8 protein-coding genes and 1 pseudogene are annotated in these 6,367 nt (G+C 69.2%); 3 read left to right on the top strand and 6 right to left on the bottom strand.

The features are described 5' to 3' along the window. Nucleotides 1-11: 11 nt before the first annotated feature. Complete coding sequence (locus ACFYY1_RS42985) at nucleotides 12-452, bottom strand: IS5 family transposase (RefSeq protein WP_388595543.1); 441 nt, start codon at nucleotides 450-452, stop codon at nucleotides 12-14. A 236-nt stretch (nucleotides 453-688) separates the two neighbouring features. Between ACFYY1_RS42985 and ACFYY1_RS42990 the strand changes: the two genes are divergently transcribed. Next, a complete protein-coding gene (locus ACFYY1_RS42990; RefSeq protein WP_388595544.1) occupies nucleotides 689-2,137 on the top strand; it encodes an amidase in 1,449 nt (482 codons plus the stop codon). Nucleotides 2,138-2,654: 517 nt separating this feature from the next. Here the strand turns inward: ACFYY1_RS42990 and ACFYY1_RS42995 are convergent. Together ACFYY1_RS42995 and ACFYY1_RS43000 are read right to left on the bottom strand one after the other, a co-directional pair. After that, nucleotides 2,655-2,933, bottom strand: a complete 279-nt coding sequence (locus ACFYY1_RS42995; RefSeq protein WP_388595545.1) for a transposase family protein — start codon at nucleotides 2,931-2,933, stop codon at nucleotides 2,655-2,657. 100 nt (nucleotides 2,934-3,033) lie between these two features. Continuing rightward, nucleotides 3,034-3,513 (bottom strand): GNAT family N-acetyltransferase, encoded by a 480-nt coding sequence (locus ACFYY1_RS43000; RefSeq protein WP_388595547.1) that lies wholly within the window; start codon nucleotides 3,511-3,513, stop codon nucleotides 3,034-3,036. A gap of 132 nt (nucleotides 3,514-3,645) precedes the next feature. Between ACFYY1_RS43000 and ACFYY1_RS43005 the strand changes: the two genes are divergently transcribed. Then, nucleotides 3,646-4,368 carry an ArsR/SmtB family transcription factor gene (locus ACFYY1_RS43005; RefSeq protein WP_388595548.1) on the top strand — a complete coding sequence of 241 codons (723 nt, stop codon included), beginning with the start codon at nucleotides 3,646-3,648 and terminating at the stop codon, nucleotides 4,366-4,368. Between the two features lie 312 nt (nucleotides 4,369-4,680). After that, nucleotides 4,681-4,878, top strand: a complete 198-nt coding sequence (locus ACFYY1_RS43010; protein ID WP_388595550.1) for a hypothetical protein — start codon at nucleotides 4,681-4,683, stop codon at nucleotides 4,876-4,878. Here ACFYY1_RS43010 and ACFYY1_RS43015 read toward each other — a convergent pair. From ACFYY1_RS43015 to ACFYY1_RS43025, 3 genes and pseudogenes are all read right to left on the bottom strand, one after another. Beyond that, a complete protein-coding gene (locus ACFYY1_RS43015) occupies nucleotides 4,849-5,625 on the bottom strand; it encodes a hypothetical protein (protein ID WP_388595551.1) in 777 nt (258 codons plus the stop codon). The genes ACFYY1_RS43010 and ACFYY1_RS43015 overlap by 30 nt on opposite strands. Before the next feature lie 13 nt (nucleotides 5,626-5,638). Beyond that, nucleotides 5,639-6,058: a hypothetical protein gene (locus tag ACFYY1_RS43020; RefSeq protein WP_388595552.1), complete on the bottom strand. Its 420-nt coding sequence runs from the start codon at nucleotides 6,056-6,058 to the stop codon at nucleotides 5,639-5,641. 70 nt (nucleotides 6,059-6,128) lie between these two features. Next, nucleotides 6,129-6,367, bottom strand: a pseudogene (locus tag ACFYY1_RS43025) (transposase); the annotation flags it as partial.

Raw genomic sequence — 6,367 nt, forward strand, 5'->3', positions numbered from 1 at the left:
CTTTGGCTACCTCACCCCAGCCGAGACCCGACAGCGGCACCAACACGACCTCGCGGCATAAAGATCGAGTGTCCAAGATCACGGGGAAGCTTCATTCTGAAGATCCCCCTTTTCGACGCACCGGCAGCGTGCTGGTGGGCCCGGCAGACCATGGAGTCGACGTTCACCTCCCAGGTGATCAGGCCCCTCGTGTCGGCCTCGGCTTGGAACTGGGTGACGATCCTGGCCCAAGTGCCATCGCGCTGCCAGCGACGGAACAGGCCATAGACCCGGCCCCAGGGCCCGTAGCGTTCGGGCACGTCCCGCCAGGGGGCACCGGTCCGGGTACGCCACCGTATGCCGTCAATCAGTTGCCGTCGCGTCCACACCGGCGGACGGCCCGGCTTGACTCCTTGCGGCAACAACGGCTGCAGCCGGGCCCACTGGCCGTTTGTCAGATCACCACGCCCCACAAGCCGTGATCATCTACGTACAAGATCTACTTTCGCAACAGGCCCTAGTCCCGAGCCCGTCGGCCTCCAGTCGCTGCCCAGAGTGCTGGACAAAGCCGCTGCTGAAAGTGAGAAAGGCCACACCCCGACATGGTCCCCCGCGTCCGCTAAGGTCGACTTAGACCCGCCCTGAACTGGGATTTTGCGTCGACCACAGCGATGTGATCGCCGCGGGTCTGGCCTTTTCTGGAGATTGCATGACCGATCTAGCATTTCGCTCCGCAGGTCAGCTCGCTGCTGCAGTCGCGGCGAAGGAGGTGTCGAGTGTCGAGCTTCTCGACCACTACCTCGCCCGGGTGGAGCGGCTCGATCCGAAGGTGAACGCCGTCGTCGCCCGGGACGAGGAGGGTGCGAGAGCCGCGGCACTGGCGGCCGACCGCGCGGTCTCCCGTGGCGAGCCGCTCGGCCGCCTGCACGGTGTCCCCGTGACGATCAAGGACAGTCTTGAGGTTGCGGGCATGCGGACCACCGGGGGGTCGTCCCGCTGGGGGCATCATGTCTCGACGAGCGACGCCGAGTCGGTTGCGCGGCTCAAGAACGCGGGAGCGATCGTGTTCGGCAAGTCCAACATGCCGCCAGATGCCCGGGACTGGCAGACCTACAACGAGATCTACGGGACCACGAACAATCCGTGGGACCCGACCCGCGGACCCGGCGGTTCGTCCGGCGGGTCCGCCGCGGCAGTCGCCGCAGGGCTGACCGGCCTGGAGCTCGGCGGCGACACGGCAGGCTCGATCCGGGTGCCTGCCCACTTCTGCGGCATCTACGGGCTGCGCCCGTCGTTCGGGATCGTGCCGAGGTACGGGAGCGTCTCGGGACATGCTCCTGGGACGCTGGCGGATTTCGACATGGCGGTACTCGGCCCGCTCGGCAGGCACGCCGCCGACCTCGACCTGGGCCTCGACGTCCTCGCGGGAGCGGACCACGACCGCGCCCCGGGATGGCGGCTGGAGCTGCCCCCCGCCAGGTTGAGCACCCTGCGGGACTTTCGCGTCGCGGCATGGCTGGACGACCCGTTCTGCCCCGTCGACAGCGAGCTGGCCGCGATCATGCAGGCCACGCTGGAGGCGGTACGGGCCGAGGGCGCCGTCGTGGTCGAGAGCGAGGGACCGGTCGGGCTCGAAGAGACGATGGCCCTCTACCAGCCGTTGCTGATGGCGCAGAGCGGGCTGGTCGAGCCGGACGAGTCGTATGCCGGGCTCGTGGAGCTCGCCGCGGCGGAAGGGGACGCGGGCGGGTTCGCCTCGGACCTGACGCTCCGCTTCCGTGACTGGCACGACCTCGACGAACGTCGGCAGCACTCCCGCCGCCGCTGGGCCGAGTTCTTCCGCGACGTCGACGTGCTCATCTGCCCGGTGAGCCCGACGGCCGCCTTCCCCCACGATCACCGACCCGACCCCGGCTGGTCGGTCCGAACTCTGCGGGTCGACGGCGCCGACCGGCCGTATCGCGAGATGCTCACGTGGATGGCGCCGTCGTCGCTCAACCATCTGCCCGCGGCGGTGGCACCTGTCGGGGCGACCCGGGACGGGCTTCCGGTCGGCATCCAGGTGATCGCTCCCTACCTGCACGACCGCACCGCGGTCCAGTTCGTGCGGTGCCTTTCGAAGGTGATCGGCGGGTTCCGCCGGCCGCCGGGATTCTGAGAGCCGCCACCGGGCTGCCGGCCTGTGGCGTAGCGGGGGGCGACCTGGCCGCCGCGTTCTCGCCGTGTGCGGAGCACTTCCCTGGCCGAGGGTGCCTGCGGGCAGGCCGGGTCGGTCGTGGTCAACCCCCGTCGCGGGTCGCGGGGGTGCCCCGCCAGGCCCGTCGATAGGGAAGGTGCAGTCTGCGGTCTGTGACCGGACAACCTGGGCTGCTACTCCTCGCACCGGGGCCGCACCACCCCCGGGACGCTGTTGGTCAATTCGGTCCCGCGCGTGACGTCGGCTTTCAAGACCTGGTTGTGGTCTTGAAAGCCGACGTTGTCGTATGGGTGTGGTGCGGGGTCGGCCTTGTGGGCAGCGCGGACATCGTCGACGCTCGTGTCGGCGACGTCCGCACGTGACCCAGCAGAGCCCTATCGCGGCTGCTGGCCCGGGCCGGCAGCCGCCGCGCCTCCAGCGCAGCCCGCAGCTCGTCGTTGACCCTGCTTGACGGCGCACTGGTGCAGATAGAACTTCTTCAAGCAGGCAGCCGCAACCTGCAGTGCGGAGAAAGAGTACGGCCGCTTCGAAGGAGTCCGCCACGGCCGGTGAAGGGATCGAAGGGACAGCCCGGCCGGGCCAGGACATCCTGGTCACAGCGGCACACCCACTCGGCAATCGCGGTCACGGAGTTGTGACCGGCGCTGGTGAGGGCACACACGCCGACCGCGAGCAACGTCGCCGGCCGGAACCGCACCCCGCGCGGATTACGCGGATCAGGCACCCGGGCCAGCGCGTCGAGCAGCCCGGACGTCATCACTGTCCCAGACCGTGACGCCCCGGACGCGGTCGGCGCTGGGATCGCCGGCGCGTGCCAAACGGGCGGGAAAGATGACGAGGCAGCGAGCACGGCGACCTCACCAGGGCTGAACTGGTCTGCCGGTCGGTGCGGCAAGTTCCTTGGTCATGAAGATGCGGCTGGTGCCCGGTGGATCGCAGGGGACCTCTCCCAGGCGCGTCCACCCTTGTTTCTGGTAGAAGCCGGGGGCCTGGAAGGTGATCGTGTAGAGCACGGCGGTGCGGCAGCCACGGGCGTGGGCCTCGTCCTCGGCCTGCCGAAGGATCTCTCTTCCCAGCCCGCTGCCACGCAGCTGAGGCGGCAGGTAGAAGAGGTCGATGAAGAACAGCCCGAGCGAGGTGCGCCCGGTCAGTCCACCGACCGTCTGGTGCGTTGCGGGATCACGGACCAGGACGGCGAGCGGAGTGCGGTCGGCGATTCCCGTGTTCTCGATGTTGAAGCGGTCCAGCGCATCGGAGATGGCCGCGATGTCTGCCGGGACGGGGGCGTCGGTGACCACGAGGTCCATTGGGAGTCCGGGAGGGGATGACGCAGTCATGGGTGCTCCAGTACGTGGGTGGAGGCGGTGCGGCCTCGCGGGCGGATGCAGGTGCAGGGGCCGTGAGCCCCGGGCACGTGCCGACGCTAAGACCGGGACGCTTCGACGGCCGTCGAAGCGACGTCGGTGACAATGGGCACCGTGGACATTCAGCGCGCAGGTCAGGATGTGGGAGTGGACCTGGCGGGTGTGGCCAGGCTGCTGGCCGACGGCACCCGGGCCGCCTTCTGCCTGGCGCTGCTCGACGGCCGGGCCTGGACGGCGAACGAGCTCGCTCGTTATGCCGGCATCGCGCCGTCCACCGCGACCTCGCACCTGAACCTGCTTGTGAACGGCGGACTCCTTGTCGAGGAGCGGCACGGACGCCACCGATACGTACGGGTGGCCGACCGCAGAGTAGTCGAACTGATCGAGGGCCTTGCCGCGCTGGCCCCACAGCGCAGTACCCGGCCACGTTCGCTGTCAGCCTCCGGCCGACAGCAGGCACTGGCCCGAGCGCGGCTGTGCTACGACCACCTGGCCGGGGCCGTCGCGCTGGCGATCACCGACGCGATGGTCGAGCGCGAACTGCTGGAGTGGGGGCCCGAGCCGGCCCTGACCGGCAAGGGCGCCCTCTGGCTGGCCGAGACCGGTATCACGGTGCCCACCGGCTCAAGCCGACCGCCAGTACGAGCCTGCCTTGACTGGACAGAGCGCCGTCCCCACCTGGCCGGCGCCGTGGGCGCCGCCCTGTGCGCCCACGCACTTGCCACCGGATGGATCACGCGCATCGGCACCACCCGCGCCCTCGCCGTGACGCCCACCGGCCGTCGGGCATGGCACGACCACCTCGGCCTCCTGCCAGCTGACCTCTGACCCTGTGGCGGTTGCTGACCATGCAGAGTCGTACCCGCCGCACTCCGTACGCGCCTGCTGGTACAGCGGGTCCGCGTTGGACTCCTTCGCCTTCTTCGTCGACTCCGCGATCGCCTTCGCGTTCTGCTTACGCAGCTTGTCGGTGCGGTCGGTGACGCAGGTGTCGTACCCGCCACACTCCGTACGCGCCTGCTGGTAGAACGGGTCCGCGTTGGACTTGTCGGCGACCGCTGTCGCGGTGTCGAGCTTGCACTCTCTTCATGATCCAAACGAAACTGCCTAGCCGACCTGCTCCGCAGCCGCGAACGCCTGATGTCCGCCTCCGAAGCCAACGACTGGGCCTGTACCCGGGCCATGCCCTCCGAAGAAGAGATCCGCCGCGTGCGCCGCCTGATCGAACGCGTCCGGAGGGCACTGGGGCAGTCCGCGGACGACGAGCTGGCCGAGGCGTACGCCGACGGGCTGCTGGGTGCCAGCCGGTCAGTGGCTCCCTACACGCGGTCCGGGTGACAGCGGCCACGACCGTGTCGGAGTGGCGGCCGGGGTGAACTGGAAGTAATTCGAGTGGGCCCAGGGACCGGACCTGGTTTCGCTGTGCAGCCGCTGGTGGATCCCGGTCAGTTCGATCTGCGCCGCGCCGGAGCAGTCGTAGGCGTGTGACAACAGGTCGAGGGTGAGCTCGCCGGTGTGCAGATAGCCGTACTCGGCCGTCCACAGCCCGATCAGGAATCGCGTGCTGTGCGGGCCGCGCGGCGCCGCGAGCGCCAGCGCCTCGAACAGCGCGCGGGCCGACTCGGGCTGACGGTGGAGCTGGTCCAGCAGCCACTCCACCACCGGGGCGGGTACGACCACGGGCTGGGACAAGCACAGCATCGGGTGGCCTTCGTCCTCCACGACGGCTGCCGAACCCGCGCCAAGCAGGTCGGCCGCCCCGGCGAGCAGGTCCGGGGCCTGCCCGCGGCGACCAGCCGTACGCCGCGGCACCGCCCTCTCCACCAGGTAATTGAACCCTGCGACCAGCGAGCCCTGCCCCCGTGTGAACACCTCATCTGCTACGGGAAGCACACCCACCACCTGGGAATGCCCCCTCAGGGTGGGGGAACGCACACCCCACTTGCTGAGCGTGTCCATCTGCCACAGGCCGCGGTCGCCCACCCTGCCCAGGCGCACCGCCCAGCGGTCGTCCCCGCCGAGCCGGTCGGGCAGCCGTGGCGGGGAGCCGGTGCCCCACCATGTCGCGATTCCCCAGTCACCCATTCTTGCGCCTCCGCTACTGGCCGACGGGCCGGCCCTCGGTGTCGATCCGCGTCCAGGGGCCGCTGTAGGAGCTGCCCTCAGTGTTCAAGATCACCTCGGCGGTTCCGTCGCGGAACGGCCGCACACAGATGAACCGTTGGCCCATCGGTATGCGCCACCGCCCCTCCGCGTCGATCAGACCGTAGGAGTAGGGGCTGCCGGCCTGCTTCTCGACCCAGTTCAGCTCCAGATCGGCCGCGCTGTACGGGGACCGTTCGAACAAGTCGTACTCCAGCGAGTAACCGAACAGGCGGTGCGGGTCGCCCGCATCGTCGCGGTCCGTTTCCTCCCCGAAACCAGGGTCGGCGATATGCCGTTCCAGCTCACTCAGCTCGCCCAGCAGCCACTCCGTGAAGCTGCCCACATGTTCGCGCACGACGGAGTCTTCGACCAACCACACCTCATCCTCCGCCAGCGTGTAGCCATGGACGTCGGACAGGTCGTAGCCGGCGAAGAAGGCATAACGGCCGGTGGTGGGCTCGCCCTCGACCTCCTGAGGAAAACCGCATGTACGGTATGGCGTCCAGCAGTGGAATGAGCTGAGTGACGTCGTGGCGGTTCCCGCTGGTCAGAGCGACGGCGAGCGGGGTTCCGTGCCGGTCGACGATGATGTGGTGTTTACTGCCGGGGCGTGCCCGGTCGACCGGCGAAGGTCCGGTGTGAGCCCCCCTTTGAGGGCCCTGACGTGCGAGCCGTCGATCGC

It is taken from the genome of Streptomyces sp. NPDC001890, from assembly GCF_042891445.1.
Classification (GTDB): Bacteria; Actinomycetota; Actinomycetes; order Streptomycetales; family Streptomycetaceae; genus Streptomyces.